Below are 25,540 nucleotides of genomic sequence, written 5' to 3'. Positions count from 1 at the left end.
GCAAACTCAGCTCCCATTCTATGAAACTTTTCCAGAGGATAAATTGATCGACGGATTTGCTGCTGCTAATGCCCCTAACGCAATGGAGGCAAGTTTGGCTTGGGCGCAGTCAGAGCGCGAATTTAGTACAAGCGGCACTTTAGCGCCTAAGACAATTCCAGCCATCGTACTGCCGGCAAAATAGGTAAGCGATTTCCCAAAAATATTGCCGCACTCGATGTTTGGAACGACCAGTAAATCAGCATCGCCATTGATTTCACTATTGAGCCCTTTAGACGTGAGTGATTGTGGGCTTATCGCAAGATCAAGTGGCAACGGACCTTCAATGATGCAGCCGGAAGGCAACTTCGACTTACTCAGCTGGACGATTTCCTGAACTTCCAAGGTGACGGGCATTTTTTCCGTCGTTCGCTCATTGGCCGCCAATAAGGCAATTTTTGGGTTAGTTAGGCCAATTTTTAAAAGAAAGTCGACTGAATTTAAGATGATTTCGATTTTTTGTAGCGCATCAGGCGCGATATTGAGCCCACCATCGGTCATGAACAGTAACTTGTTATTGGTGGGAATGTCAAAGGCGGACAAGTGGCTTAAGATTCGGCCAGTTTTCAGCTGGAATTCTTTCTGCAAGACCGCTTTGAGAAACGGAGTGCTGTTGATGGCCCCCTTCATGATCATTTTGGCTCTGCCTTGATGGGCTAATTTCGCGGCAAAATAGGCGGCTTCCGCTTCGGTTTCTGCCGCATGGATTTCGTGCGAAAGGATATCAAAGTTTATTTTTTCAGCGGCTTTGGCCATTTGTGCAATTTTACCAATCAGAATGGGTTTAATAATGCCAAGTTCGGTGGCTTCTGCAACCGCGCCGAGAACCACCTCATCATGAGCTGCCGCAACGCTTAAGGGTAGAGGTGGATTTTTTTTCGCTAATTCGATTATTTCGCTGAAATGGTGATATCGCATTGTGAACCCTCCACGTTCCTTGATTCTGACTTCATTATAATGTAATGAGCTGGAAAATTTGGTAACATATATCACACTTTACGTTCTTTTCGTAAAAAAAGTGTCATATTGAATAGACGGTGTCTAATGGGCGAAAAATGGTAACGGACATGATAGAATAACGGTAAGTTTGAAAGGGAAGGTGACTAGCATGATTAGGTGTATTGCAACAGATATGGATGGAACATTAGTTTCCGCCTCCCATGTGATTACTGAGGAGAATAAACAGGCAGTTTTGGCGGCACAAGCGCAGGGGATTAAAGTGGTCGTTGCAACTGGTCGTTCTTATGAGGAGGCCAAGTATGTTCTTGAAGAGGCCGGTCTCCAGTGCCCAATGATTTTAGTAAATGGAGCAGAAATTCGCACCGCGGATGGAACGTTGATTGGCGAAAATCCAATTGAAAAGTCGGAGGCGGCCGATATCGCCAAACTATTGCTTGAAAATGAAATCTATTTTGAGGTTTATACAACGAAGGGTACCTATACGAGTGATCGTGAAAAGGGGTTAGCCCTAATTGTCGATATCTTTTTTAGCATTAATCCCGATGCGGACCGTGATTTCATCCATGAAGAGGCGCGGATCCGTTTTTCAGAAGGAAATATCCATGTTGTCGATGACTATGACTTGCTTTTTCATAGTGACAATCATAAAATCCTCAAGTTTCTCGTTTTCTCGTTTGATGAGGAAAAATTAACGACAGCACGCCGGGCGATGGAACATTTTGATAACGTCGTCGTGACTTCATCCGCGCGCGGGAATATTGAGATTACCCATAAACAGGCGCAAAAAGGCGTCGCGTTGGAGCAATACGTCAAGGAACATGGCATCTCACTCGCCGAGACGATGGCTATTGGCGACAATTTTAACGATGTTTCGATGTTTAAGCGGGTTGGCCGTTCGGTAGCGATGGGCAATGCTGCCGAAGAAATTAAAGTGATGTGCGATTTTGTGACAACAACAAATGAGGAAAGTGGTGTTGGAAAGGCGATTTATGACGTGCTGAAGGAGAGTTGATCCATGAGGCGTTTAGGGTTGGTTATCCGGATTTAAATTGGCTTATACGGGTTTAAATTGAGTTATACGGGTTTAAATTGGGTTATATGGGTTTAAATTGAATTATACGGGTTTAAATTGAGTTATACGGGTTTAAATTGAGTTATCCGGGTTTAAATCAGGTTATCCGGGTTTAAACCCAATTTCCAATCCAGCCGAGCCCAATAACCCGAGCTCGGCCGTACCTCAACCTATTTTGCCGCAGCACCAATTCCATGCATAATAAACTGGATGGTCTGCTCAATTTCCGCTTCATCGTCCCAGTCGGACTCCGGCATGAGCAAATAGCGCGTCAACAAGTAACCAATAATCGTTGATGCTGTAAAGCGAATCACCTGATGCGTCGGCACCCCGATAATTTGCCCTTTTTCTTGATAATACTTCGCCAAAGCATCAAAACGCTGATAGATTTTTCCGGCGACATGCTCAAAAAATTGCTCGCGCAACTCCGGCTGAAATGGGATTTCTTGCAAAAGAATTTTGATAATCTGAAAATGATTCTGCACGAAATCCCGACGATTTAAAATCATCTCGCGCAAGAAATCCTCATAGCGCTCGTAGCGCTGGTCGAGCACTTTATATAAATCCCGCATGACAAACGGTGCCAATAGCTTCGGCATGACCGGTGTGACAATCGAAAGCAACAAGTCTTTTTTCGTTTTATAATGGCGAAAAATCGTCCCCTCGGCCACCCCGGCCTTTTTGGCAATCTCGCTCGTCGACGTGCTGGCATAGCCTTTTTCTGAAAAATATTCAATGGCGGCGATGATAATTTTTTTCTGCTTTTCCGTTAGCTCGTCTTCGCCTTCGAGCAGTGTTTCGATAAGCTTATCTTGATCTGACATGAAGTAAACTCCTTATATTTTGCGGTGTTTTTTCAAGGCCACAATGTTTAATAACATAAATAAGCAGGAAAGTCCGAATAACACCAGTAAATCAATATATACCTCGCCCAATCCATAGCCGCGCACCATCACATCGCGAATCGCATCGGCGGCATAGTAAAGCGGCGTCAACGGTCCAATCCAGCGGAGCCACTCCGACATCGTCTCCAAATTAAACAAGCCGGAGAAAAAGATTTGCGGCACAATCACCAGTGGAATAAATTGTATCACTTGCATTTCGTTGTTGGCAAAGGCGGACAGGAATATTCCTAGTGTCAACGCCGAGAAGGATAGCAGCAAGATCGTCAGCAACACTAACCAGAATGAACCAACCATCATCATGTCTAGCACATAAATGCCGTACCATGTGATGATTCCCGCCTGAATCGTCGTGAATATCCCGAAACCAATCACATAGCCGACGACAATTTCCCATCTTCGTAACGGGCTTGACAGCAGTCGTTCCAATGTTCCACTCGTTCTTTCGCGTAAAAAGGATACCCCGGCAATCAGGAATACAAAGAAGAACGCAAAGTAGCCGAGCAGTACCGGACCAAAATAATCAAACTGGCCCATATCTTCGGATCCATGTAAATAGTTGACGCTTAGAGTTGTTGCAGCCTGCTCCTTCATTAACGGTTTCATTGCCTCTTGTACCCATAGTAACACCGCGCGATTGACTGATGGGTCGCTGCCTTCTAGAGTGATTGCAGGCTTGCCATTTGCAAATGCAATATAACCATCAATCGTTTTTTCACTCAAATCTGCGTCTGCTAGTTTACTAGATTCATAATTTGTTAGGTTGGCATCGTCTAAGTTTAACTGCTCTTGGATCACTTCTGGAATGTCGACAAGCCCGACCTTCGGCACGTAATCTGGTCCGTTAAAGACTAAATCTAACATCGTTAAAATTAACATCGGTGCGACAATCATTAACGCCATCGTCCGTTTGTCACGGAAAAATTGGCGCAGCACACGAATGACTAATGCGCGAATTCTCATGCTCGTGCACCTCCGTAGCTGAGGAAGGCTTCCTCAATGGTGGCGGAGCCTGTTTGCTCTTTTAATTGAATGGGCGTGCCTACCGCAATTAAGTGTCCATCGCGGATTAGTCCCAGTCGGTCACATTTTTCCGCCTCGTCCATGACGTGGGTTGTCACGATCAAGGTTTTGCCTCTTTCTTTTAGCTGGTAAAAACGATCCCAAATACTTTGTCTTAGGACAGGGTCAATGCCTACCGTTGGTTCATCAAGGATGAGTAGGTCTGGTTCATGTAGCAGCGCCGCAGCTAATGAAAGCCGCCGTTTCATCCCACCGGAATATTGCGAAACAAGCTTGGTGAGGTGTTCTGTTAATTGCACGATTTCCATCACTTCATCTATCCGTTTTTTGCGTGGTTTACCTGCTAAACCATAGAGCGTTGCGAAAAATTCGAGATTTTCTTTTGCGGAAAGCTCGGTATAAAGCGCGTCTGATTGCGACATATAGCCGACCCTTTGAATTAAGTCAAGCGATGGCATCGGTTTGCCGAACAAGTCGACTTCGCCTTTTGTGGGCAGATCAAGGCCGATTAGTTGTTTGACAAGCGTTGTTTTACCCGCACCAGATGGACCGAGCAGGCCAAAAATTTCTCCCTTTTGAATTTCAAGACTGATATTTTGTAAAACGGTTTGCTTGCCGAAAACCTTAGCCACGTTTCGAATGGAAACAATTGATTCCATATATTCACCTCATTTTGTTAAGTAAGTGATTACTCACTCCTATCGTATGACTAGAGTTTATTTTTGTAAATAGGGAAGTTTTCGACAAGATTATACTGACAGGGCATTTCCAATAAATTATGATAGGATTATTGAAAAATTTGGAAGGTGAAAAATAGTGAATCAAAATTGGCTGAAAAAAGGGATGGCAACCATTCTTGTTTGCATCCTGATGATTAATCTAGTTGCCATCAAACCGGCAACTGCAAACAGCAATGGCATAACGGAGGGGCAATTTTTAAGCATGGTGTTAAAGCAATTTGCGGCAGTGGAATTGGCGAAAATGCCTCCGGATGGCACCTATATATTTGCAAAGGAATACCATTTGGCGAAACGATTGGGGCTACCGGTTGTCGGAACGAGTTATACTACATTTGGGGATGACCGGTTATCGAATAAAAGCGCTGCCCAACTGCTTGCCCAAGGATTCACTGGAAAGATTTTAACAGAAAAACAAGCAATCGAGTGGCTGACTAGCAACAAATTGGTTAATACCTTTGTGCCGGATGCCTATGTAACGAAAGCTGATGCGGAGCAAATATTAAAAGAGTTGACAGCAAAAGGCTTTAATAAGCTGATGAAAACGCCTAATGGTAAAATTGGTCAATATCGCGTCGATTCATTTTTTAAGCCAATCAAAACTTATACAAGCTATTCCGAGGCTTACGCTCACGCCAAGCGCTACACCTATACAAAAGTAGTCGACACGGCGACGGGTATGGTTTTGTGGTATCCGAAGCAAAATAGCAAAATTCTCTTCCACCTGCATGTGGACGGGAAACGGGCAGCCGGTTTTGATACGGAAGCGAATGCTTTAGTTTACGCGAAAAAACTCGACAAGCATTTTTCTAGAATCATTGATGGGAAGATTAATCACTCGGTCTGGGATAACTACAATCATTTTGTTGTTCGGAATCCATCCGGGGTGAATGTGCCTTTTAAGACGATTGATGAGGCCAATCGCCATGCGGTGGAAACCGAAGGGCAGAAAAGCTATATCCATCCATTAGACGATGATGTCAACAAATATAAGCATGCATTTTTGTCGCAGAAGTCTGCGGGTATCGGAAATGGGGTGCTTATTTACAACGGTTTTGAGATTGATAAAAAGAAGGCACAATACCAAAGGTACGAACTTAGTAATGGTGGTGTGTTTCCTGAACGATTTTTCAAGCCATATATTGCTTATGAGAAAGATGGTAAATTTCTCGATACCTTCTTTGATACGTTTATTATTTTGGGCAGGTATTATTCGGACAAAGGGCAATTTGAAGAGACATCTACGAATCAAGCAAACTATCGCGAATGGAAATGGTATAAGGATCGGACGTTTAGAAGTGGTGGCGCAATAGATAGGTTAAATAAAGATGTTTCTGCGATTCCGCAGGTCAAAAAGGTAAAGGTTTTTGTGTCAATTCCTTACCCAAAAGACGAGGGAAATCTTGTTAAGCTTGATGGGAAAGCAGTAAAGGCGGATTACGTAAATCGGTTGGCACTTGTGAAATGGTATATGGATTCGGTTCATAAAGAGTTTGCCAGTGGGAAGTTTCCGAACCTTCAATTTGAAGGTTTCTACTGGATGAACGAAACGGTGATAAGTAAAGAGGATGAAAAGCTCGTGACCGAGGTCGGCAAGCTTATTCATGCGGAAGGGAAGCGGTTCATCTTCTCGCCACATGCAAAAGCGACCAATTTTCGAAACTGGAAAAAGTACGGCTTTGACGGGGCTTACTTTCAAAGCAATGCCCAAGATGGTGTCGGTGAGGTCGACCGTATTCAACGTTTGCACTGGGGTTATATGAATTCATTCAGCTATGGAATGGGTGTAAATCTGGAACTTGAGGATACAGATTTTAGTGAGGTGGAAAACGTTATGGAAAGCTTTGACCAGTACATGGAATTCGGAAAGCGTTACCGAGTACAGGGAAGTAGTACCATTATGTATCAAGGCACCGTGATGATCAATCGCTTCGGCGTAGCGAATATCCGCGGCTACGAGAATTTATATCGCAATTACTATGATCGCATTTATCGGTTTTTGAAAAATAAACCGGAGCCTGTGGAGGATTAAGGGTTTGTGCTTGATTGGGGTTTCTGGTGGAAAATGTAAAAGTTGTGACGGGATTGTGAAAAAAGTAAATATATCTCTGAAAAAAGTAAATAAACTAGCCAAAAAGGTAAATATCCACTTCGAAAAGGTAAATATATCTTAGAAAAAGGTAAATATCCTTCCATTTGAAGTCGAAGAATCCAGCCAATTAGATCGATTTCCTGTGAAATACAAGAAACTCTGTCCAAGTGACAGAGTTTCTGCTTAAAGAATCTTAATTTCCAACGAGTTGACTTGTGATACGAGGAGTTCCTCGTATTTTTTTTGTGCTAAATAGGAGATTTCCTGGTCGTTAACGTTTGGATTCTCTTTTTTCACGTCAGCAATCAAATCTCGTTGGACCTTTTGTGATAAAACAATCAATTTATATTGCTTATTTTGAATATCCCAGAAACGGCCCTCGCCGAATTCTTTGATTATCTCCTCGGCAACTGGTTGGGCAGCGTATTGTTCACGAACGGATTCCACCGCAGCATTCACCTCTTCATCCGAAACAGTATGGCCCTTTTCCTCACCAAGTAAAGCCATCGCACGCAGGCGGATGATTTGCGTTAGCAAGGTGTTTTGGTTTTCGTTCGAAAATCCCAGTACTTCTGTGAAAAAATTGTGAATACCTTATTTTCACTGTGGAAATAGCACGCATATGTCTTTTTTGTGAACAATATCACTACATGGGAGGATTTTGTTAGTTAGAATGAAGGAAAATGAACTGCGAGAGGTGAGATCATGTACCAACAGGAAGTCCTTGAACCTCATTTATCAGTTGTGAACTTTTCGGAAATGGAGCCATTAATGCGTAAGGTGGAGATTTTTAAACAACTGCCTTCTAGCGTTTTGACCGGTGTGGCAAGACGGGTGCAATTATCCAAATATAAAAAAGGCCAGCGAATTATCCAAGAGGAAACAGAAGCCCACGGTGTTTATTTTGTTTTTTCTGGTTCTGTGAAGCTTGTCAAACAGGACGAAAACGGCAATGAAATGATTGTTTGCATTAAGAAAAAAGGTGAAATTTTTGCTGAGGCATGTTTGTTTAACAGAATGAGCAAGCTTTATCCTGCAACCGCAGTCATGCTTGAAGATGGCGAGATTGCTTTTCTAAATAAGAAAGATTTAGAACGCGAGCTTTTGACCCAGCCGGAGCTGGCTATCCAAATGATCCGCTACATGAGTGAATCGTTACAGGAAATGACCTCAACCTTGCGCGACATCGCGTTGTTGGATGTGTACACGAAAACGGTTAAATCTTTAGAGCGGTTGGCAATGAAATTTAAAGGTGAGGGCTTTGTACGCTACAACATCGAAATCCCTTTAAATGTCCAGGAATTCGCCACCATTATCGGCGTCTCCCGCGAAAGTGTCAGCCGCGTCTTCTCCAAGCTAAAGAAAGACGGCTGCATCGACCTTCGCGAACGTAAAATCATCATCCTCGACTGGTGCACGTTCTGCACCCTACTAAAGCCGAGCTACTAAGAATGTGGAAGCGCAGCACTGCACTGCACGGCACGGCACTTTAGCACTTTAAAGCGTGTGGGGACAGTCCCCACATCCTTTAAAGCGTTAAAGTGTTGGGGTGTTTGTGGCGAATTTGTGAAAAGGTTTGATATATTGGAGAATTCGTTTGATATATGATGAAAAAGATTTGATATGTTAGCTAAATCGTTTGATATCGTGGGTAATTCGTTTGATATCCTTTTGAGGAATATATTTTTAAGGGTATTAACCCTAAAAAAAGGTAATTTAATAGGATTTTGTCCATAATATCGCCATATTTTCTAATAGGAGTCGCCAAGTTTAAGGAGAATACCTACTTGAAAACTAAAAAGAGGTGATGATTTTGTTTTTGAATGAAAGGCCGGCTCCGATTAAAATTCTTCAGTTACAGAAGGCAATCAGGAGGTTGATGAAAGGGCATCAGAAAATACCGTTAATGGAGCAGGAGCTAAACCGTTTAAGTGCAGGTTTATGGGGCGAGCGAGAAGTAGACCGCCGGTTGCTGCGAATTGACCAAGAGAGATATCTTATTATTCGCGGACTTCGCTTGCCCAATGGGGATGGTACCTTTTTTCAAATTGATACCCTTGTCATTTCCACTCGCTTTATCCTCATTATTGAAGCAAAAAATATTGCTGGCGCCATCTATTTTGACCTAGCAAATCACCAATTTTACAGAATACTTGATGGCAAACAAGAGAATCTTTCCGACCCGGTCTCCCAAGCACGGTTGCACCAACAACAATTACAGCAATGGCTATCAAAACACAAATTTCCTTCAATATTTATTGATTTCCTAGTGGCTTCTACAAATCCTCATTCTATATATACCATCCTTCAGCCCGAACACCCATATGCGGAAAAAATCTGCAATTCAGCCGGACTTACTTGGAAAGTGGATAATCTTGAAGATTATTATAAAAAAGAAATTTTGACCGACAAAGATATTCGTAAAATCGCTAAGGCTTTGTTAAAAGCCCATACGCCACTACCTCCTTCCAATATTCTTCAACAATATGATCTAGCTGTCTATGATTTTCGGACGGGTGTATTCTGTCCGGATTGTGAGCATGCACCTTTAAAATATCGTTGCGGTAAATGGCATTGCGCGAGGTGCAACAAGCGGTTTAATGATGACGTTCTTATTGAAGCGGTGGATGATTATTTATTGGTGATTAGTCCGAAAATGACCAATTCGGAGTTTCGGGCGTTTGTGGGTCTTGAGGATCGAGTGATAGCATCGAAAAAGTTGAGGAAGCTGAGTTTGCAAGTTTATGGTAGTAATAAAGGAAGATACTATCAAAGGAACTTTTAAGAGGAGCGGGCTGACCTAAAAGGCTCGCTCTTTTTTGATTTTATAGTGGTAATAAATGTAAAAGTTGTGGCTGAATTGTGAAAAAAGTAAATATAGTGACAATCCCGGTAAATATATTGCAGAAAACGGTAAATATATCGTCTGAAAAGGTAAATATCACTCTCCAAAAGGTAAATATATTTTATCGATCGGTTTCAGAGACGAAAAACCAAGCCCAAAGTCACCTCCTTTTCGTAAAAACCAAACCTTAATTACCTCTTTATGGTAAAATCCCACCAAAACAAGTCATCAGCACTCCTAAAAAAACGAAAAACCCGGCGTGGTTTTCGCCGGGGCAACAAATTTAAAAGATTTTTGCTCTAAAACTAGTCGAAAGTAGCCAATCTCCGTCAAAACATGCTCGTAAACCCACACCCATTCGTAGCCACTAGAACTTATAAGTCCAGAACCGCTCGTTTTGGATCCATTGCAGGATTTGATCGTCGTCGCCGGCTTCGATTTTTTCGTCGATTTCTTTGACGAATTGTCCGGTTTGTGAACGGTGGGCCCGCAACGCAGCCAGTTTCTTTGGTAAAACAGCATTAATCTTGTTCACGACATCTGGTTTGCCGATAACCTCTTCATGTCCTTTCGAAAACGCCACGCAATGCAACTTTGGCCGCACCTCTTCGGACAAGCGCCCAACGGCTTCGACAACGGCTCGTCCGCATGCTTCGTGGTCTGGATGGACCGAGTAGCCTGGATAGAAGGTAATCACTAGCGATGGGTTCAGCTCTTCCAACAAGTCGCTCATCATGCCGACGAGCTTTTCTTCGTCTTCGAATTCAACCGTTTTATCGCGCAAGCCCATCATTCGTAAATCGGTGATGCCGAGCGCTGCCGCGGCATCTTGCAATTCTTTTTTACGAACCTGTGGCAGAGTTTCGCGGTTGGCGAAAATGGGATTACCCATGTTGCGGCCCATTTCGCCTAGCGTCAAGCAAGCATATGTGACGGGCGTACCCATTTCGATATGAGTGGCAATCGTGCCTGAGACGCCAAACGCTTCGTCATCTGGATGCGGAAATATTACGAGTACCTGTCTTTCTTTTTCCATAAAAAACATTCTCCTCCTATTCAAACGGCGTCCGACTAATTTCAAGGGCGACGGCCAGTTTGCCTTTAAAATCATGACCGGCCATTAAGAGACGTCCTTGCTCGTCGATTGTGTAATGAGTGATTCCTTCGGCGTAAACCCAGCCGATTGGCATTTTGATGCCGACGCGGTAAGGGCCAGGGCCGGTTACCTTGCCGTGCTCGAAATCAATCAAGGCATTTCGGATAAATGCGCCTGAGGAGAAGAAATTTTCATCATTATGAGTGGCATAAGCGCCATTCGTTGTTTCTAAATGAACATAAACCTTTTCGCCGGCAAATTGGTCAATTGCTTGTTGGACTATTTCCTTATTGACGATTTCCATCGCGCGAAGCCCCTCCTTTAAAACAAAATAATCGATTCCTTCATTTTACAAAAAAAAGAAAAAAAAAGCGAAAAAAAGAGCCGCAACCCTACTGAGACGACTCTAAAAATCCGAATTTATTTATTCCGATACGCCATATGCATTGTCGGTCCGACGTATTCGTTTAGGCGGAAACCGTGGCGGATGGCTTCAGTAATAAATTCTTTAGCAACGCCAACTGCTTCTACGACGCTCTTTCCTTTGGCAAGTTCGGCGGTAATGGCTGAGGAATAAGTGCAGCCAGCGCCATGTGTATAGGTTGTGTCGATTTTATCGGTTTCAAACCACATATGCTCAGATCCGTCATATAACAAATCGACTGCTTTGTCGGTTCCGCTAAGTTTACTGCCACCTTTGATCAAAACATACTTTGCCCCAAGGCTGTGAATTTTTTCAGCGGCAGCTTTCATGTCATCCAGCGAACAAATAGGGGCACAGCCGGCTAGTTGGCTTGCTTCAAACAGGTTCGGTGTGACAACAGTTGCTCGTGGGACGAGGACATCGCGCAGCGCTTCAGCTGTTTCCGGATGGAGAACCTCATCTTCGCCCTTACAAATCATGACCGGGTCGATGACCACGTTCGTTAATCGATTCTCATCAATCACCTTAGCAGCGAGTTCAATGATTTCGACGGAGCCGAGCATACCTGTTTTCATGGCATCGACGCCGACCGAAAGAATCGTTTCTAATTGCGTTTCCAAGGTGGACAGGGAAATCGGGAAAACATTGTGGTGCCAGTGGTTTTTCGGATCCATCGTGACGATGGTGGTTAGGGCCGTCATCCCATAAACGCCAAGCTCCTGGAATGTTTTTAAATCGGCTTGAATCCCTGCGCCGCCGCTTGTGTCAGATCCTGCTATCGTTAACACTTTCTTTAAGCTCATCCTTACATTCCTCCATTTCAATCTAAATTATAACGATTTGTTAATCCTTTGTGAACTTCTATCAAACAGCCTTATGAGTGTGACTAAAGTAACTGCTAACACATCTTCAGGAAAGTACTATTTTAATTATCTGTCATTGGTTTTAAAGGAAAATTACTTTTCTAATATAACCACAGTGTTAATGTTGGTGGTTCACAAAACGTTCATTTGATTGAAAACAAACCGTCACATTCGCCTCCATTTTCTATAGAAAAATATTATACATTTATAGTGTATAGCATAAACATCACGGAAATGATGTTTTCCGAAAATGGTTTACTAGTTTCAAAGAGAAAAAAGGGAGGCTTTGTTGCGATGAACAGGAAGAGTTGCCCTGAAGAATATCCGATTACATTGGAGTTAAATGGCTACGAAATCGCTGTCTTTCAGCTGACCAAACAAGATTTAGCAGATTGGGTGTATGGCTATTTATTTTCCGAAGGTTTGATTGAATCAGCCGAGGATATTAAGGCTGTTCAAATAGATGAAGATCAAGGCTTGATTAGGGTTTCACTTCAAGAGGAGTTTGATTTTGACAAACTCCAAGAGAAGAAAAAGCATTATACTGCTGGCTGTGGCCGGGGGGTCACTTTTTTTTCGATGACAGATGTAAAAACATTCCAAAAGGTGAAGGGAACTGAACGGCAGTATCACTTAAGCTATTTGTTGAAAAAGCGTAGCGAGTTTGCCAATCAGTCGCCGATGTACCTCGAAACAGGTGGGATGCATGGGGCGTGCCTTGTGGACGAGAATGGAGAGATTACCGTTCGTGAGGATGTTGGGCGCCATAATGCAGTTGATAAGATTATCGGCCACGCCATTCGAAAGCGTTTACATCCTAGCAATCTAGTATTGCTGACAACAGGGCGAATTTCGTATGAAATGATTTCGAAGGCCGCGAAGTTTGGCTTTGCTGTTGTTGGTTCAAGAACGGCCGCGACGAAACAAGCGCTCCAGTTGGCCAAATTTTTAAACATTGAAGTGATTGGTTACTTACGGGGAAAAATGGTGATTCCGTATACCTCGTTTGGTCGCGTTATTAACGATGTACATCAAGACAGTATGGTGGGGGACTAATCCTATTCCCTAAATAGGATTTGATATAGGTTCTATTCATTTTGGAAGGGGGAAGCAAGGTGGATTTTACAAGACGACAGTTTTTGAAATTGTCAGGGGCTACAGCTGCGACCTTAGCTGTTATTGAGCTCGGCTTTGATGATAAAAAAGCGAAAGCTAGCTCGAAAGATTTTAAGATTTCTGAGTTGAAACCGACACCAACGATTTGTCCGTATTGTGGCGTTGGCTGTGGGATTCTCGTTTATTCGAATGGGAAAGATGTGGTTTATACGGAGGGGGACCCGGATAATCCAATCAACGAAGGAACTTTATGTAGTAAAGGGACAACGGTACGCCAGGTTTACACTTCAGATAGACGGGTGGAATACCCAATGTACCGTGCTCCAGGCAGTGATAAATGGGAGGTTGTGGACTGGGATTGGGCGCTCGACAAGATTTCTGAACGTGTAAAGGATACCCGTGACCGCACGTTTATTGCCAAGCAAGACGGAATGGCCGTAAACAAGATTGAATCGATTGCCTGTATGGGTGGAGCAGCTTTAGATAATGAGGAAACATACCTCTTAAGTAAATTGATGCGTGCTGGTTTAGGGTTAACCTACATCGAGCACCAGGCCCGAATATGACACAGTTCTACGGTTGCCGGTCTGGCACCTACACTTGGTCGTGGCGCAATGACAAACCACTGGATTGATATCCAGTATGCGGATGTGGCTCTTATAATGGGAGCAAATCCAGCGGAAAACCATCCGATCAGCTTTAGATGGTTAACGAAAGCAAAGGAAAAAGGCGGAAAAATCATCAGCGTCGATCCAAGATTCACCAGAACTTCAAGTCAAGCTGACCTTTATGCACCACTTCGTTCCGGAACGGACATCGCTTTCCTTGGCGGTATGATTAAGTATATTATCGACAACAAGCTTTACCATAAAGAATATGTGGTGAATTACACGAATGCGGCCTTTATCGTCACCGATGATTACAGCTTTGAAGATGGAATTTTCAACAGCTACGACGAGAAAACAAGAAACTATGATAAAAAAACATGGGGATTCAAAAAGGATGAAAACGACAAATTCCTAAAGGATCCAACCCTTCAAGACCCACGCTGTGTATTCCAGCTAATGAAGAAGCATTACTCAAGATATGATATCGACACAGTTTGTGAAGTAACGGGAACACCTAAGGATGTTTACTTAAAAGTGCTTGAAATGTTCGCCGAAACAGGAAAACCTGGCAAAGCGGGAACGATTATGTATGCAATGGGAACAACTCAGCATACCGTTGGTTCACAAAACGTACGTGCCTTCGCGATTGTACAGCTTTTACTAGGAAATGTTGGTATCTCAGGTGGCGGAATCAATGCGATGCGCGGTGAGTCCAACGTACAAGGATCGACAGATTTCGGATTATTATTTGCGAACGTAACCGGCTACATGGAAACACCAACATCGACACCGGAAGAAGCAACTTATAAAGGCTTTTTAGAAAAAGTAACGCCAAAGGCAGGGTATTGGACCAATAAACCGAAATTCTATACGAGCATGCTGAAGGCATACTACGGTGATAAAGCAACAGCCTCTAACGAATTTGGGTACCAATGGATGCCGAAATTAACGCCGAAAAAAGATTACTCTCATATGAGAATTTTTGATGCGATGTACAAAGGTGAAATCGAAGGATTATTCATGTTCGGTACGAATCCGGTTGTCGGCGGACCAAATGCAGGCAAGGAAAAAGAAGCGATGAGCAAGTTAAAATGGCTTGTGGCTGTGGACCTTTGGGAAACAGAATCATCTGCATTCTGGCAAAAGGAGGCTGGCGCAAATCCAGCTGATATTGATACAGAAGTATTTTTCTTACCGGCTTGTTCTTCCTATGAAAAAGAAGGTTCCGTTTCGAATAGTGGTCGCTGGATGCAGTATCGTTGGCAGGCCATTAAACCGAAGGGCAAATCGAAGGCTGACTTAGAAATTATTCATCTATTAGCCCTACGTCAAAAGCAACTTTACAAAAATAGTAGTCATCCGGCTGCAGCACAGGTAAATGCATTGTTCTGGGAATATGGACATGGAGATCATCCTGATATCGACCTAGTTTGCCGCGAAATCAATGGTTATGACTGGAAGACGAAAAAGCAGGTACCTAAATTTGCGGATTTGGCGGATGATGGTTCTACAACAAGTGGTAACTGGATTTATTGCGGATTTTATCCGGAGGACGATAAAAACCTCTCCAAACGCCGTGATAATAAGGATACCGGCATGAACAACTACTTGAATTGGTCCTTTTCATGGCCGGCAAACCGTCGGATCCTTGGGAACCGGGCATCAGCTACACCTGATGGAAAACCATGGTCAAAAGACAGAGTCGGAATTTATTGGGATGAGGCGCAAAAGTTATGGGTTGGTAATGACGTACCTGACTTTACAAAGGATCGTGCACCAAGTGATGAAGGCGGTCTAAGTGCATTCTTCATGTTACCAACGGGTGTTGGCGGACTTTTTGCGGCGATGAATGAAGGGCCGTTCCCGGAACATTATGAGCCTTATGAAAGCCCAGCTAAGAACCCGTTCTCAAATGTTCAGTTAAATCCAGCGACCAAATTTGGTGTCGAGGAATTTATGACCCAAGGAAATGCGAAGAAGTATCCGATTGTCGCCACGACCTATCGTGTGTCTGAACATTGGCAGGCAGGAGCAATGACGCGGAATCTTCCATGGTTATCAGAGTTAGTCGCCCATATGTTTGTTGAAATCAGCGAAGAGCTTGCGAAAGAAAAGGGTATTAAGAATAAAGATAAAGTCATCATTGCATCGGCACGTGGTGATATTGAAGCATACGCGATGATCACAAAACGCTTTAAGCCGTTCAAAGTGAAAGGCCAAATTGTTCACCAAGTCGGTATGCCTTGGCACTTCGGTTATAAGGGGATTGCAACAGGTGCAACGGCAAACCACTTAACACCGCATATTGGGGACGCCAATACGAACATCCCTGAATATAAAGCATTCTTATGCGATGTTAGGAGGGCTAAATGATGGCGCAGGAATATATTAAATTTGTCGATGTAACGAAATGTGACGGTTGCCGTGCTTGTATGGTGGCTTGTAAAAACTGGAATGACCTGCCAGCGGAGCCGGAGGAATTCCATGGTAGCTTACAATCTCATGCGAAAACAACCGCTCACACGTGGAATGTGTTAAGTTTTATCGAACATGAAAACGGTGATGGAAATCTGGAATTCTTATTCCGTCATTCTTCCTGTTTCCATTGTACGGATGCAGCTTGTGAAAAGGTTTGCCCAGAGGATGCGATTAGCTATACAGACTTCGGTACGGTGGTCGTGAATCATGACAAATGCGTTGGCTGCGGATATTGCGTGCAAAACTGTCCATTTGATGTGATTTCGTTAGCAACCTACAAGGATAAAAACGGCCACGAGTACCGTAAGGCTTCAAAATGTACAATGTGTACCGACCGTCTTGAAGAAGGTTTACAACCGGCTTGCGTCACGACATGTCACCCAGGCGCCATGCAATTCGGTACGAAAGAAGAAATGTTGGCAAAAGCGGAAAAGCGCTTAAGCGAAGTAAAGGAAAAGTTCCCAAATGCGAACATTTACAATCCAGAAGGAGTTGGCGGTACACATACCATTTATGTATTAGCGGAAAAGCCAAGTGTCTACGGCTTGCCGGAAAAACCAAAAGTGCCAACTTCAGCGGTGATTTGGAAGGACTATGCTCAGCCACTCGGAAAATTAATGCTTGGAGCCACAACGATGGCGGTCGTAGCAGGTTTTGTTTCTAATAAACTATTTAATAAGGGTGGCCATGATCACGGGCATGAAGAAGAGGGAGGCGAAAGCAATGAGTAAGCAACAGAAACCAAAACGTTATGTTAAACGTTTCTCTAAAGCGTTCATTTGGGCACATGCCATCAATGCCATCTCGTTCTTTGCCCTATATATTACGGCTTTACCAATGTACACCGAGTTTTTTGACTGGTTATATCCGGTATTCGGCGGCCCAGAAGGCGCACGGCTTTTACACCGCATCTTTGCCGTCATTTTCATCATGCCAACCTTAATTTACTTGATTTTTGATCCTAAAGGATTCTTATTCTGGATGAAAGAGCTTGTGACTTGGAAAAAGCGCGATGCCCAATTTTTCCAAGAGTTTCCGAAGGAGTTTTTCGGAATGAAAGCCAAGATGCCACGCCAAGGCTTCTTTAACGCAGGGGAAAAAATCAACTCATGGATTCAAATTATTACGGCAGTGATGATCATCTTCTCCGGCTTTACGATTTGGTTACCCCAGTACTTCCCAGCTACACTTGTACAGTGGGGCTATTTAATGCATAACATCGGATTTGGCTTAGCGATTGCCGTTGTCGTTGGACATATTTACTTGAGCGTTCTTCATCCAGGTTCAACACCAGCCTTCCGCGGCGTCATCAAAGGCGATGTCGATGCCGAATTCGCCAAAGGCCACTACCGCGATTGGTACGATGAACTAGTCGCCAAAGGCGAAATCGAAGACGAAAACGTAAAACCGAAGAAACATAAAGGTGCTTAAAAGATCGGCTGTGTTAATAGACAATAATTGATATCGCACCTGTTGATTGTAGCGGAAGGCACTCGACTCCTGCGGGATTAGCGGCAAAGGTGAGACACCGCAGGAGCAAAGCGACGAGGAGGCTCACCTGACGCCCCGCGGAAAGCGAGTGCCTGGAGCTACAATCGACAGTCTAATTTAACACAGCCAAAAGATAAATAATAAGAGGATGGCTGTCTGAATGTAAGGCAGCCATTCCTCTTCAAAATGAAATGAGGTGTCATGAATGGGGAAAACATCGGTTGTATCAAAAGAATACCTTGCCTTACATGAACAGTTTGTGAAACTGCAGGAGCAATGGAAAAATAGTTTAAACCCAAACCAGCTAACGATTAACGTTGATAAAGCGGCCAATGAAGCAGGGGTACCAATTGTCGCGATGACAACTTTTCATCTTGATTTTTCACTATTTTTACAGTGGGTAGATGAGGCAAAAGCAGCATTAATTGAATATCAACCAGAATTGCAGGGGCAGCTTGATCGGATATCCGACCTTCTAGATGAAACGACTGCCAATGCTTGGTTTGAATCTGCATTAGCCTTTAATCAGCCATACTTCGAGAGATTTGCCGAAGAACATAACCTTGACGAGTGGCTGCCGCCTTATTTTTCCGAAATGGTGTTCCGCCCATATCTACATTTGCTTTCTGATTTATCGCAAAAGAATATTAGCCATTCTGCACCTGGCTGCGGTTGCCCAGTTTGCGGTGAGCCTGTTCGCTTAGGTCAGCTGGAAGGGCAAGGGAAAAAGGTTCTTTATTGTCCGCGCTGCCAAACAAACTGGCCGGAAAAGAAACTCAGCTGCTCGCATTGCGGCAATGAAGATTACGAGAAAATGAAATATATCACGATTGAAGGCAGCGGCAGTGAACAAATACATGTTTGCGAAGACTGTAAAGGGTATACTAAAATTATTGACACAAGACAATTTATTACCAAGCCATCACCTGCCCTGTTAGACTTGAAAACAATACACCTTGATTACATCGCGCAGGAAAATGGCTATCATGTGATGGGTGCGAAAAAAAGTGAGTCATAGTCTTGACTAACGTAAAGAATTGAGGGATTCAAATGAAGGCTGGGGCGATTATTTTATCGGGCGGACAATCGCGACGGATGGGCACGAATAAGGCGCTGCTGCCAATTCCGGAGAAACCAACTGTGGAGCGGATTAAGGATGAGTTAGAGGATCAATTTGCGGAAATGATTCTCGTAACCAATCACCTAGAAGCCTATCAATTTCTTAATATGAAAATGACGAGCGACATTTACCCAGGGAAGGGTCCGCTCGCGGGAATTCATGCCGGCTTAAAGGCGGCAACTCATGAGGTAAATCTTGTGGTCGCCTGTGATATGCCATTTGTTTCGGCAGGATTAGCGAACATGCTTGTCGAAAGAATAAAGGAGCATGACGCGGTTGTCCCTGTGATTGCCGGAAAAATGCATCCGCTATTTGCGGTTTATCGTAAAAAAATCATTTCTGAAATTGAGAGTTGCTTAAAAACAGATAGCCTCCGGATGATTCATTTGTTTGAAAAAATAAACGTTCGTTACCTTACGGAACACGACTTCGCAGAATTTAATGATGAAAGTCTCGCACAGATTTTCTTTAATATGAATCATCCGGAGGAATACGAAAAGGCGAAGGAGTGGGTACTGGAGAAACGGAATCGGCTTGATGAAAGCTGAAACGGAAGCTGTTCTCCTTCGTAGGACTGAAAGGAAGTAAGCTGGATGGAATTTTTTAAAGTCAAAACGGTTGAAGAGACGTATAGGTTAATCAATGAGCAGATTAAGCCTCATTTACCAGTTGTGACGAAGCCGCTTTTGAGTGCGCTTCATTTCGTTTTAGCTGAAGATATTGTTGTGTTGGAAAATGTCCCGAATTTCCGTCGCTCGGCCGTCGACGGCTATGCGGTTATGGCGAGCGACACGTTTGGCGCCTCAGAAAGTATGCCGGGGTTTTTACAGGTAGCAGGTGAGGTAAAAATGGGCCAGACGCCGCCACGGGCACTTTTCCACGGAGAAGCGATGTATGTACCGACTGGGGGAATGGTCCCGGAAGGTGCTGATGCCATCGTCATGATCGAGCATTGCGAGGATTTAAGTGGACTTCTGAATGTGTTTAAACAAATTGCTCCAGGGGAAAACGTGATATCCATCGGCGAGGACTTGTTGAAGGGCGAGATTTTATTAACAAAAGGCACAAGATTGCGCCCGCAAGAGCTCGGTGCTCTCGCATCGCAAGGTATTCTTGAGGTGGCCGTTTACGCGAAGCCAGTAATCGGTTATATCTCAACGGGAGACGAAATTGTATCGATTGAAACGCGTGAGCCAGCTTTAGGGGAAATCCGTGATATGAACGGAGTCACGATTGGCGCGATGGTCGCGGAATGGGGCTACGAATTTATCTACGGCGGGATTGTCCATGATAATGAAGCAGAATTGGCCCGCCGAACGAAGGAGCTGCTAGCGAAAGTAGACTGTTTGATTCTTTCTGGTGGCAGTTCAGTCGGGACGAAGGATTATTCGGTGGATGTGATTGAATCACTAGGGGAACCTGGCGTGTTTGTTCATGGAATTTCGATTAAGCCCGGGAAACCGACGATTTTATCGGTGGCGGATGGCGGGAAACCGGTCATCGGACTGCCAGGACATCCGGCCTCGGCGATGGTGATTTTTCAACTGTTTGGCCGACCGATTTTAGAAAGACTTCAAGGCTATCAAGCTGTTAATAAAAAAATAACCAAAGCCAAGGTGACGAAAAATATTCCATCGGCACCTGGAAGAACGGATTATCATCGCGTTCGTCTGTTCGAAGAAGCAGGCGAATGGTATGCCGAGCCGATTTTCGGAAAATCAAGCTTGATTTCCACCTTTGTGAAAAGTGAGGGCTTGATTGAAGTCACGGCGCCGGCTGAAGGTGTGCTAAAAGGCGAAACCGTTTCGGTACTACTTTTTCGATAAGGGGTGAAAAGGATGGGAAGACCAGCCTATCGACGGAAAATTTACTTACAAGATGTACCTCGACAGGAGGCACTAGCAGAAATTCTGACCCATTTTGAACCTGAACGCCAAGTCGAAATGGTCGATACCACGCAGGCATTAGGGCGAATTACCGCTGTGCCGATTTTCGCGCATGTATCCATGCCGCATTACCATGCTTCGGCCATGGACGGCATTGCCGTAGTCGCGGAAAAAACCTATGCCGCGCATGAAAAAAATCCGATTCAGCTAAAACGAAATGAAGATTTTATTTATGTGGACACCGGCCATGCTGTGCCGAGTCCATTTAACGCTGTGATAATGATTGAAAATGTCGAGGAAATCGATGACGATACATTAGAAATTATTGAGCCGGCTTCACCTTGGCAGCATATCCGCCCAATTGGCGAGGACATTGTTCAAGAGGAAATGCTGTTTCCGCCTGGACACACGGTTCGCCCAGTGGATATCGGGGCGCTGTTGGCGGCGAAAGTATTACAAGTACCCGTTTGCAAAAAGCCTGTCGTAACGATTATTCCGACTGGCAATGAGTTGGTCCAGCCTCATGAACAGCTGGCACCGGGTCGCTTAATTGAGTTCAATGGCAGCGTGTTTGCCAATTATGTGGTCGATTGGGGCGGCGAACCTCATTTGACGGAAATCGTTGCCGATGAGCCGGCGCGGATTCGTGAAGCGCTGTTGGCAGCGACGTCTACGTCTGATATCGTCGTGATTAATGCAGGGTCCTCGGCAGGCTCCAAAGATTATACAGTCCATATCATGGAAGAGTTGGGCGAAGTGTTTACCCACGGGGTGGCGACACGTCCGGGGAAACCAGTGATTCTTGGTAAAATTAATGGCACCATCGTCGTCGGTGTCCCGGGATACCCCGTGTCGGCCTACTTGGCGCTGGAGTGGTTTGTACGGCCATTGATTTGCGAATATTACCATGTGGCTGTTCCGGAGCGGCCGAGGTTGAAGGTGAAACTCGGTAGACGAATCGTTTCCACGATGGGGGCGGAGGATTTTATCCGCATGAATATTGGTTTTGTCGATGGAGCTTATGTAGCGAACCCGTTAACTCGAGCTGCGGGTGTGACGATGTCGCTTGTGCGCGCTGACGGCTTGCTAGTAATCCCAACCGATGTGAGTGGTTTGGAGCAGGGTGAAGAGGTAGAGATTGAGTTATTGAAACCTTTGAAAGAGATATCGTCGGCGATTGTTTTTAATGGCAGTCACGATTTGACGATTGATTTGTTGTCGGTTCAGTTGCGAAAATTGGACCCAAACCGCAAAATTATCTCCTCGCATGTCGGCAGTATGGCCGGCTTGATGGCGATTAAAAAAGGCGAAGCCCATGTCGCAGGGACACATTTATTGGACCCGGAAACGGGCGAATATAATATAACTTATGTGAAACGATTGTTGGCGGGGCAGTCCGTCGTCGTTTATCCGTTTTTGAAGCGAATGCAGGGATGGTTTTTACCGGCGGGGAATCCTTTGGGGATTGCGGATGTGGCTGATATTGCCGAGCGTAAGGCTGAATTTGTCAACCGGCAGAAGGGCGCCGGGACCCGCGTGCTGTTTGATAAAATGTTGCGTGAGGCTGGGTTGATGCCAGCTGACATCGTGGGCTATCAGCGCGAGATGTTCTCCCATTTGAGTGTCGCCGCTGAGGTGAAGACGAATGAGCGGGGCGTCGGCTTGGGAATCTATCCGGCTGCGAAGGCGATGGACTTGGAGTTTATCCCAGTTGCCGATGAGGAATATGATTTAGTAATGACGAGGGCGTTTTTTGAAAGTGAACAAGGTCAGGAGTTAGTTGCCGTCATTCAATCGGCAGAGTTTAAGGCTGAGGTCGCTAAGATTGGCGGATATGTAGTGGTGGAACGGCCGGAGCCGCTATTTGTTGGGTGATGGGGATGTGATTGCGGGGGTGTAGGATTTGCTCCCGTATAATCGGAGTTAAACCCGTATAATCGAAATTAAACCCGTATAATCGGAAATAAACCCGTATAACTGGATTTAAACCCGTATAACTGGAAATAAACCCGTATAAGTGGGTTTAAACCCGAATAATCGGAAATAAACCCGTATAACTGGATTTAAACCCGTATAATTGGAAATAAACCCGTATAAGTGGGTTTAAACCCGTATAATCGAAAATAAACCCGTATAACCAATATGTGCCGATAGGGTAACCAAACGTGAGGTGGCAATATGAATTTTTTCGAAATAGCGAAGGATCCGATTGAAATTCAGTCGGTGATTGATAAGGTTGTGCAGCGCGAGGCTGGGGCGATTACGACATTTATTGGGACGGTTCGTGAGTTGACCCATGGGAAGAAGACGCTGTATTTGATATATGAAGCGTATGAATCGATGGCGGTGAAAAAGCTGGCCCAAATCGGTGCAGAAATTGAAGAGCGCTGGCCGGGGGCGAAGGTGGCGATTACCCACCGTGTCGGCAAGCTTGATATTACTGATGTGGCGGTCGTCATTGCCGTTTCCACGCCTCATCGCGCTGATTCGTATGAGGCGAACCGTTATGCGATTGAGCGAATCAAGGAAATCGTGCCAATTTGGAAAAAAGAGCATTGGGAAGATGGCACTGAATGGATTGGCGATCAGAAGGAAAAGGTTGCTTACCCAAGCGGCAAACCGGAGGAGGCAGATTTAAATGAATAAAGTGTTATTTTTTGCCCATTTGCGTGATGCGGCTGGTCAGGAGTCTGCCGAAATCGAAGCGGCTGGGAAAACGGTTGCCGATGTAAAGCAACTCATCAGTGAACAGTTTAATCTTCGTATGCTCGATTCCGTTATGACGGCGATCAACGAAGAGTTTGCTTCTGATGAAGAAGTGATTCAAGAGGGCGACACCATTGCATTTATTCCACCGGTGAGTGGCGGCTGATTGTAAGGGAGGCTTTTTAGCATGCAAGATCGACATTCAAGACAGGAGCTATTCTCGCCAATTGGCAAAGAGGGGCAGGCAAAAATCCGTGCCAAGCATGTGCTGTTAATCGGAGCCGGAGCACTGGGCTCTGGGAACGCTGAGGTGTTAACGAGGGCCGGAGTGGGTCGCTTGACAATTGTTGACCGCGATTATGTCGAAGCTAGTAATCTTCAACGTCAACAGCTCTATACCGAAGAAGATGTCCACGAAAAGCTACCAAAAGCGGCAGCCGCTTTTAAAAGATTACAAGCGATCGATCTGGCAGTTGAGGTGCGTCCAATTATTGGCGATGCTACAGTTGAAATGCTTGAGGAGTTGGTCGGTGATGTCGATTTAATCATTGATGCGACCGATAACTTTGAGACGCGGATGCTGATCAATGATATTTCGCAAAAGCATCAGGTGCCGTGGATTTACGGTGCCTGCGTCGGTAGCTTTGGGATGAGTTTTACGATTATTCCAGGTGTGACGCCATGCTTAAACTGCCTTCTTTCAACGATTCCCATTCAAGGAATGACCTGTGATACGGTTGGCATCATTGGTCCAACGGTGCAAATGGTGATTGCCCATCAATCGGCCGAGGCGTTAAAGATATTAGTAGAGGATTGGGATGCGGTCCGACCTGCTTTTGTTAGCTTTGATTTATGGCGCAACCAGTACTCTTCGGTCAAAATGGGTCGGGCGAAGAAGGCTCACTGTTTATCCTGCGGTGAAGCGCCTAGCTATCCCTATTTAGATGTTGAAAGTTTTACAAAAACAACGGTCCTCTGCGGCCGCGATACCGTGCAAATCCGCCCGCCGAAAGAACAGGATCTAGTGTTAAGTGAGCTTGCCGAACAGCTAAAGCGGCTTGGCTATGAAGTGAAGGGCAATCCTTATTTATTGTCGGTTGAATGGGATGAGCAGCGATTAGTTGTGTTTAAAGATGGGCGCGCGTTGATCCATGGGACGAAGGATATGACGCAGGCGAAGACGATCTATCAGAGGATATTGGGGTAAAAGATGAGGTAACTGTTTAGTTGCCTCATTTTTTTTACCGCAGAGATATATGACGCTTGGTTCTCAGAGTAAGTAGGGAGCCAACCCCTGTTTCCTACGATTTCATTAACTTTATCACATGCTCCTTTGGGCTCCAGCAATTAAATTTATAATTAGTCTTTGTTTCATAACCCAATCGGCTGCAAAAATAACTCATTTTTTTGGCCTTTTTCTCTACCTTAAAATGCTGGCAGGTCGCACAACAATGAAAGTCTTTCATACAGATTTCACCTCAATTTATAGATTCTCCACGTACACCAAACAAACCTTCAAACAGCTATACATTAAAATTATAGTGACCAAGATTTGCAATTTGTTCATTTACTATTCGTCTAATTATAAGGAGGTGAAGATATGAGACCAGTATTTATCTCAGTAATATTACTTCTAATTATGGCAGGTTGCCAATCCCAATCAAATATAAAAGAAGTTGTGAATAAACACAATGATATTCAAAACATAGAGGCATTGAATAGTTTTGTGGAAAATGTAAAAAATCATAAATCAGATAAAATAAACTATGTTCAGTATGGTATAGAGGGTCAAAAAGGAGTAAAGACATTAACGTTTAATGGAAAAGAAATCAATGTATCTTTCCGTGTTGATGGTAAATTCATTGAGGAATTTGACTGCAAAAATATAAGATTAGTAACAGATGAAAAAGAAACGAAATATATGCTTAGTGGCTGTAAGGGAGAATTAGGAGAGTTAGAATTAGTAAAAACGAATAGAGATTGAGGTTTTTTAAATGAATCCGTTTAACCAATTTAATAGCCGATTTAAAAAATGACCAGGTATCACTTTCCCGGTCATTTTAATTTTATTTAGGAAAATGG

Annotated in this window: 24 protein-coding genes; 16 read left to right on the top strand and 8 right to left on the bottom strand. The window is 44.2% G+C overall.

The annotated features are described in order from the left end of the window. Positions 1-18: 18 nt before the first annotated feature. On the bottom strand, positions 19-957 hold the full coding sequence (locus tag ACX9YW_RS06700) for a bifunctional enoyl-CoA hydratase/phosphate acetyltransferase (RefSeq protein WP_460343729.1): 939 nt from the start codon (positions 955-957) through the stop codon (positions 19-21). Between the two features lie 190 nt (positions 958-1,147). Here ACX9YW_RS06700 and ACX9YW_RS06695 point away from each other — a divergent pair, with 190 nt between their 5' ends. After that, positions 1,148-2,011 carry a Cof-type HAD-IIB family hydrolase gene (locus ACX9YW_RS06695; RefSeq protein WP_460343726.1) on the top strand — a complete coding sequence of 288 codons (864 nt, stop codon included), beginning with the start codon at positions 1,148-1,150 and terminating at the stop codon, positions 2,009-2,011. Between the two features lie 230 nt (positions 2,012-2,241). Here ACX9YW_RS06695 and ACX9YW_RS06690 read toward each other — a convergent pair whose 3' ends face one another. From ACX9YW_RS06690 to ACX9YW_RS06680, 3 genes are read right to left on the bottom strand one after another with little or no spacing between them, the layout of a single operon-like run. Beyond that, a complete protein-coding gene (locus ACX9YW_RS06690) occupies positions 2,242-2,895 on the bottom strand; it encodes a TetR/AcrR family transcriptional regulator (protein ID WP_460343721.1) in 654 nt (217 codons plus the stop codon). 12 nt (positions 2,896-2,907) lie between these two features. After that, entirely contained in the window at positions 2,908-3,936 is a 1,029-nt protein-coding gene (locus ACX9YW_RS06685; protein WP_460343718.1) for an ABC transporter permease, read from the bottom strand. Continuing rightward, on the bottom strand, positions 3,933-4,655 hold the full coding sequence (locus ACX9YW_RS06680) for an ABC transporter ATP-binding protein (protein ID WP_460343715.1): 723 nt from the start codon (positions 4,653-4,655) through the stop codon (positions 3,933-3,935). Before ACX9YW_RS06680 ends, ACX9YW_RS06685 begins: the two co-directional genes overlap by 4 nt. A gap of 157 nt (positions 4,656-4,812) precedes the next feature. Here ACX9YW_RS06680 and ACX9YW_RS06675 point away from each other — a divergent pair, with 157 nt between their 5' ends. Continuing rightward, the gene (locus tag ACX9YW_RS06675) at positions 4,813-6,765 is read left to right on the top strand and encodes a DUF4855 domain-containing protein (RefSeq protein WP_460343712.1); all 1,953 of its coding nucleotides are present in this window, start codon (positions 4,813-4,815) and stop codon (positions 6,763-6,765) included. 243 nt (positions 6,766-7,008) lie between these two features. On the opposite strand, the gene ACX9YW_RS06670 is transcribed toward ACX9YW_RS06675, so the two are convergent. Further along, a complete protein-coding gene (locus ACX9YW_RS06670; RefSeq protein ID WP_460343709.1) occupies positions 7,009-7,362 on the bottom strand; it encodes a hypothetical protein in 354 nt (117 codons plus the stop codon). Between the two features lie 168 nt (positions 7,363-7,530). Here ACX9YW_RS06670 and ACX9YW_RS06665 point away from each other — a divergent pair, with 168 nt between their 5' ends. Further along, on the top strand, positions 7,531-8,274 hold the full coding sequence (locus tag ACX9YW_RS06665; protein WP_460343706.1) for a Crp/Fnr family transcriptional regulator: 744 nt from the start codon (positions 7,531-7,533) through the stop codon (positions 8,272-8,274). A gap of 430 nt (positions 8,275-8,704) precedes the next feature. After that, the gene (locus tag ACX9YW_RS06660; RefSeq protein WP_460343703.1) at positions 8,705-9,610 is read left to right on the top strand and encodes a nuclease-related domain-containing protein; all 906 of its coding nucleotides are present in this window, start codon (positions 8,705-8,707) and stop codon (positions 9,608-9,610) included. A gap of 427 nt (positions 9,611-10,037) precedes the next feature. On the opposite strand, the gene bshB2 is transcribed toward ACX9YW_RS06660, so the two are convergent. From bshB2 to pdxK, 3 genes are all read right to left on the bottom strand, one after another. Next, a complete protein-coding gene (bshB2, locus tag ACX9YW_RS06655; RefSeq protein ID WP_460343700.1) occupies positions 10,038-10,706 on the bottom strand; it encodes a bacillithiol biosynthesis deacetylase BshB2 in 669 nt (222 codons plus the stop codon). A 16-nt stretch (positions 10,707-10,722) separates the two neighbouring features. Then, positions 10,723-11,070 carry a YojF family protein gene (locus ACX9YW_RS06650; protein WP_460343697.1) on the bottom strand — a complete coding sequence of 116 codons (348 nt, stop codon included), beginning with the start codon at positions 11,068-11,070 and terminating at the stop codon, positions 10,723-10,725. 116 nt (positions 11,071-11,186) lie between these two features. Then, the gene (gene pdxK / locus ACX9YW_RS06645; RefSeq protein ID WP_460343694.1) at positions 11,187-11,993 is read right to left on the bottom strand and encodes a pyridoxine/pyridoxal/pyridoxamine kinase; all 807 of its coding nucleotides are present in this window, start codon (positions 11,991-11,993) and stop codon (positions 11,187-11,189) included. A 354-nt stretch (positions 11,994-12,347) separates the two neighbouring features. Between pdxK and fdhD the strand changes: the two genes are divergently transcribed. From fdhD to ACX9YW_RS06585, 12 genes are all read left to right on the top strand, one after another. Then, entirely contained in the window at positions 12,348-13,109 is a 762-nt protein-coding gene (fdhD, locus tag ACX9YW_RS06640; RefSeq protein ID WP_460343691.1) for a formate dehydrogenase accessory sulfurtransferase FdhD, read from the top strand. A 59-nt stretch (positions 13,110-13,168) separates the two neighbouring features. Further along, positions 13,169-16,150 (top strand): formate dehydrogenase-N subunit alpha, encoded by a 2,982-nt coding sequence (gene fdnG, locus ACX9YW_RS06635; protein ID WP_460343688.1) that lies wholly within the window; start codon positions 13,169-13,171, stop codon positions 16,148-16,150. Further along, entirely contained in the window at positions 16,147-16,986 is an 840-nt protein-coding gene (locus tag ACX9YW_RS06630) for a 4Fe-4S dicluster domain-containing protein (RefSeq protein ID WP_460343685.1), read from the top strand. The genes fdnG and ACX9YW_RS06630 overlap by 4 nt, the downstream gene beginning before the upstream one ends. Further along, complete coding sequence (locus ACX9YW_RS06625; protein WP_460343681.1) at positions 16,979-17,686, top strand: formate dehydrogenase subunit gamma; 708 nt, start codon at positions 16,979-16,981, stop codon at positions 17,684-17,686. The genes ACX9YW_RS06630 and ACX9YW_RS06625 overlap by 8 nt, the downstream gene beginning before the upstream one ends. 265 nt (positions 17,687-17,951) lie before the next feature. After that, the gene (locus tag ACX9YW_RS06620) at positions 17,952-18,764 is read left to right on the top strand and encodes a formate dehydrogenase accessory protein FdhE (RefSeq protein ID WP_460343678.1); all 813 of its coding nucleotides are present in this window, start codon (positions 17,952-17,954) and stop codon (positions 18,762-18,764) included. Between the two features lie 32 nt (positions 18,765-18,796). Next, on the top strand, positions 18,797-19,414 hold the full coding sequence (mobA, locus tag ACX9YW_RS06615) for a molybdenum cofactor guanylyltransferase (protein ID WP_460343675.1): 618 nt from the start codon (positions 18,797-18,799) through the stop codon (positions 19,412-19,414). Between the two features lie 45 nt (positions 19,415-19,459). Next, positions 19,460-20,692, top strand: a complete 1,233-nt coding sequence (locus ACX9YW_RS06610) for a molybdopterin molybdotransferase MoeA (RefSeq protein ID WP_460343672.1) — start codon at positions 19,460-19,462, stop codon at positions 20,690-20,692. Positions 20,693-20,704: 12 nt separating this feature from the next. After that, positions 20,705-22,627 (top strand): molybdopterin biosynthesis protein, encoded by a 1,923-nt coding sequence (locus ACX9YW_RS06605; RefSeq protein WP_460343669.1) that lies wholly within the window; start codon positions 20,705-20,707, stop codon positions 22,625-22,627. A 303-nt stretch (positions 22,628-22,930) separates the two neighbouring features. After that, complete coding sequence (locus ACX9YW_RS06600; protein WP_460343666.1) at positions 22,931-23,398, top strand: molybdenum cofactor biosynthesis protein MoaE; 468 nt, start codon at positions 22,931-22,933, stop codon at positions 23,396-23,398. Beyond that, positions 23,391-23,624 carry a molybdopterin converting factor subunit 1 gene (gene moaD / locus ACX9YW_RS06595; protein ID WP_460343663.1) on the top strand — a complete coding sequence of 78 codons (234 nt, stop codon included), beginning with the start codon at positions 23,391-23,393 and terminating at the stop codon, positions 23,622-23,624. The genes ACX9YW_RS06600 and moaD overlap by 8 nt, the downstream gene beginning before the upstream one ends. 21 nt (positions 23,625-23,645) lie before the next feature. Beyond that, positions 23,646-24,665, top strand: a complete 1,020-nt coding sequence (locus tag ACX9YW_RS06590) for a thiazole biosynthesis adenylyltransferase ThiF (protein ID WP_460343661.1) — start codon at positions 23,646-23,648, stop codon at positions 24,663-24,665. A 393-nt stretch (positions 24,666-25,058) separates the two neighbouring features. Further along, a complete protein-coding gene (locus ACX9YW_RS06585) occupies positions 25,059-25,442 on the top strand; it encodes a DUF4362 domain-containing protein (RefSeq protein WP_460343658.1) in 384 nt (127 codons plus the stop codon). Positions 25,443-25,540: the final 98 nt, after the last annotated feature.

Source organism: Pseudoneobacillus rhizolycopersici, from assembly GCF_054786815.1.
Note: the sequence above shows the minus strand (reverse complement) of the source record. Positions and strands in the feature narration are given on the sequence as shown.

Excerpts from the sequence above, each read along its gene's own strand:
- ACX9YW_RS06700 (WP_460343729.1), bottom strand. The coding sequence starts at position 957 with ATGCGATATCACCATTTCAGCGAAATAATCGAATTAGCGAAAAAAAAT.
- ACX9YW_RS06695 (WP_460343726.1), top strand. The coding sequence starts at position 1,148 with ATGATTAGGTGTATTGCAACAGATATGGATGGAACATTAGTTTCCGCC.
- ACX9YW_RS06690 (WP_460343721.1), bottom strand. The coding sequence starts at position 2,895 with ATGTCAGATCAAGATAAGCTTATCGAAACACTGCTCGAAGGCGAAGAC.
- ACX9YW_RS06685 (WP_460343718.1), bottom strand. The coding sequence starts at position 3,936 with ATGAGAATTCGCGCATTAGTCATTCGTGTGCTGCGCCAATTTTTCCGT.
- ACX9YW_RS06680 (WP_460343715.1), bottom strand. The coding sequence starts at position 4,655 with ATGGAATCAATTGTTTCCATTCGAAACGTGGCTAAGGTTTTCGGCAAG.
- ACX9YW_RS06665 (WP_460343706.1), top strand. The coding sequence starts at position 7,531 with ATGTACCAACAGGAAGTCCTTGAACCTCATTTATCAGTTGTGAACTTT.
- ACX9YW_RS06660 (WP_460343703.1), top strand. The coding sequence starts at position 8,705 with ATGAAAGGGCATCAGAAAATACCGTTAATGGAGCAGGAGCTAAACCGT.
- bshB2 (WP_460343700.1), bottom strand. The coding sequence starts at position 10,706 with ATGGAAAAAGAAAGACAGGTACTCGTAATATTTCCGCATCCAGATGAC.
- ACX9YW_RS06650 (WP_460343697.1), bottom strand. The coding sequence starts at position 11,070 with ATGGAAATCGTCAATAAGGAAATAGTCCAACAAGCAATTGACCAATTT.
- pdxK (WP_460343694.1), bottom strand. The coding sequence starts at position 11,993 with ATGAGCTTAAAGAAAGTGTTAACGATAGCAGGATCTGACACAAGCGGC.
- fdhD (WP_460343691.1), top strand. The coding sequence starts at position 12,348 with ATGAACAGGAAGAGTTGCCCTGAAGAATATCCGATTACATTGGAGTTA.
- ACX9YW_RS06630 (WP_460343685.1), top strand. The coding sequence starts at position 16,147 with ATGATGGCGCAGGAATATATTAAATTTGTCGATGTAACGAAATGTGAC.
- ACX9YW_RS06625 (WP_460343681.1), top strand. The coding sequence starts at position 16,979 with ATGAGTAAGCAACAGAAACCAAAACGTTATGTTAAACGTTTCTCTAAA.
- ACX9YW_RS06620 (WP_460343678.1), top strand. The coding sequence starts at position 17,952 with ATGGGGAAAACATCGGTTGTATCAAAAGAATACCTTGCCTTACATGAA.
- mobA (WP_460343675.1), top strand. The coding sequence starts at position 18,797 with ATGAAGGCTGGGGCGATTATTTTATCGGGCGGACAATCGCGACGGATG.
- ACX9YW_RS06610 (WP_460343672.1), top strand. The coding sequence starts at position 19,460 with ATGGAATTTTTTAAAGTCAAAACGGTTGAAGAGACGTATAGGTTAATC.
- ACX9YW_RS06605 (WP_460343669.1), top strand. The coding sequence starts at position 20,705 with ATGGGAAGACCAGCCTATCGACGGAAAATTTACTTACAAGATGTACCT.
- ACX9YW_RS06600 (WP_460343666.1), top strand. The coding sequence starts at position 22,931 with ATGAATTTTTTCGAAATAGCGAAGGATCCGATTGAAATTCAGTCGGTG.
- moaD (WP_460343663.1), top strand. The coding sequence starts at position 23,391 with ATGAATAAAGTGTTATTTTTTGCCCATTTGCGTGATGCGGCTGGTCAG.
- ACX9YW_RS06590 (WP_460343661.1), top strand. The coding sequence starts at position 23,646 with ATGCAAGATCGACATTCAAGACAGGAGCTATTCTCGCCAATTGGCAAA.
- ACX9YW_RS06585 (WP_460343658.1), top strand. The coding sequence starts at position 25,059 with ATGAGACCAGTATTTATCTCAGTAATATTACTTCTAATTATGGCAGGT.